The organism is Streptomyces sp. DH12, from assembly GCF_020873895.1.
In the GTDB taxonomy this organism is placed as follows: domain Bacteria; phylum Actinomycetota; class Actinomycetes; order Streptomycetales; family Streptomycetaceae; genus Streptomyces.
Window position 1 is genome coordinate 1 of record NZ_JAHWGT010000943.1, and the last position, 466, is coordinate 466.

At 67.2% G+C, this 466-nt stretch carries 1 protein-coding gene; it reads left to right on the top strand.

The features are described 5' to 3' along the window. Nucleotides 1-93: 93 nt before the first annotated feature. The coding region (locus tag LPA54_RS37885; RefSeq protein ID WP_228984949.1) for a 2-phospho-L-lactate transferase CofD family protein at nucleotides 94-466 on the top strand (373 nt) is incomplete at its 3' end.

Genomic DNA, 466 nt, shown 5'->3' on the forward strand with positions numbered 1-466 from the left:
TCTACTACCCGGGCCTGACCGAGATGCCGATGCACGCCACGCAAAGCGCCCCGACGGCCGTGGACGCCGTACCCGCCTGACAAACTGCTCTGCATGCGCATTGTTGTTCTGGCCGGCGGTATCGGCGGTGCCCGCTTCCTTCGCGGCCTCAAGCAGGCCGCGCCCGACGCGGACATCACGGTGATCGGCAACACGGGTGATGACATCCATCTGTTCGGGCTGAAGGTCTGTCCCGACCTCGACACCGTGATGTACACCCTCGGCGGTGGCATCAACGAGGAGCAGGGCTGGGGGCGGACCGACGAGACCTTCCAGGTCAAGGAGGAGCTCGCGGCGTACGGAGTCGGCCCCGAGTGGTTCGGGCTCGGCGACCGTGACTTCGCGACCCATATCGTCCGTACGCAGATGCTGGGCGCGGGTTATCCGCTGAGCGCGGTCACCGAGGCGCTGTACGCCCGGCTGCCAC